This is a genomic window from Pseudomonas sp. HMWF021, assembly GCF_003061005.1.
Taxonomy (GTDB): domain Bacteria; phylum Pseudomonadota; class Gammaproteobacteria; order Pseudomonadales; family Pseudomonadaceae; genus Aquipseudomonas.
In genome coordinates this window covers 52,130-53,184 of sequence record NZ_QAIK01000120.1, presented here as the reverse complement: position 1 = coordinate 53,184, position 1,055 = coordinate 52,130, and the positions used below count along the sequence as shown (strand labels likewise).

The following is a 1,055-nucleotide window of genomic DNA, read 5'->3' as shown; positions in this document are numbered from 1 at the left end:
TTGCCTGACTGACGCACCGCGCCTTGTCCACCGCATCGATGCCGGCGATCAGGCAACTGGCGGTGCAGCGAAAACCGTCCGGGTACGTGGCGCTGACCTTGTATTTATCGCTGGGTGGCAAGCCTTTGGCACCGTGCACATGCACAGCGTTTTTGCCCTGTTGCTGCAGTTTGACCTGGGTGAAATCGCAGACCACGTCCGGCAACAGGTAGGCCTGCGGGTCACCGATTTCGTAGAGCATCTGCTCGCCGACGGTCAGTGGCGTGACGAGGCCGCCGGAGCCTTCGGGCTTGCTGACGATGAACTGGCCGTCGGCGCTGACTTCGACGATGGGAAAACCGATGTGTGCGTAATCCGGCACGTCGCGCCAATCGGTGAAATTGCCGCCGGTGCATTGCGCGCCGCATTCGATGATGTGCCCGGCCAGCGCGGCCTGGGCCAGTTTGTCGTAGTCGTGCCACGCCCAGCCGAATTCATGCACCAGCGCCGCGCTGACCACCGCGCTGTCGACCACTCGCCCGGTGATGACGATGTCGGCGCCCAGGCGCAAAGCCTCGGCAATGCCCGGGGCGCCAAGATAGGCGTTGGTGGAAACGCACATTGGTGGCAGCGGCGCGCCGTTGAACATTTCGTGGATGTCTTGAGCGGCGAGTTGCTTGAATTGCGGTTGCAGGTCATCGCCCAGCAGCACAGCGATTTTCAGTGAAACTCCGGCCTTGTCGCAGGCCGCTTGCAGCGCGGTGGCACAGGCCTTTGGATTGATCCCGCCAGCGTTGCTGATGACGCGAATCTTCTGTTCAGCCAGTCGCGGCAGCAACGGCGCGAGCACTTCGATGAAGTCGCCGGCGAACCCGGCGTGCGGGTCTTTCATGCGCGCACCGGCCATGATCGACATCGTGATCTCGGCCAGGTAATCGAACACCAGATAATCCAGGCGTCCACCGGCTACAAGCTGTGCGGCGGCGGTTGAGGTGTCTCCCCAGAATGCGCTGGCGCATCCGATGCGGACGGTGGTTGGCATGCTGATCTCCGGTTCAGGAACCTGCGACAGAAGT

Annotated in this window: 1 protein-coding gene; it reads right to left on the bottom strand. The window is 62.6% G+C overall.

Features of this window, described 5'->3' with window-relative positions:
* Positions 1-1,021: acyclic terpene utilization AtuA family protein (locus DBR18_RS16350; RefSeq protein ID WP_146188765.1), on the bottom strand; the 1,021-nt coding region annotated here is incomplete at its 3' end.
* Positions 1,022-1,055 lie beyond the last annotated feature (34 nt).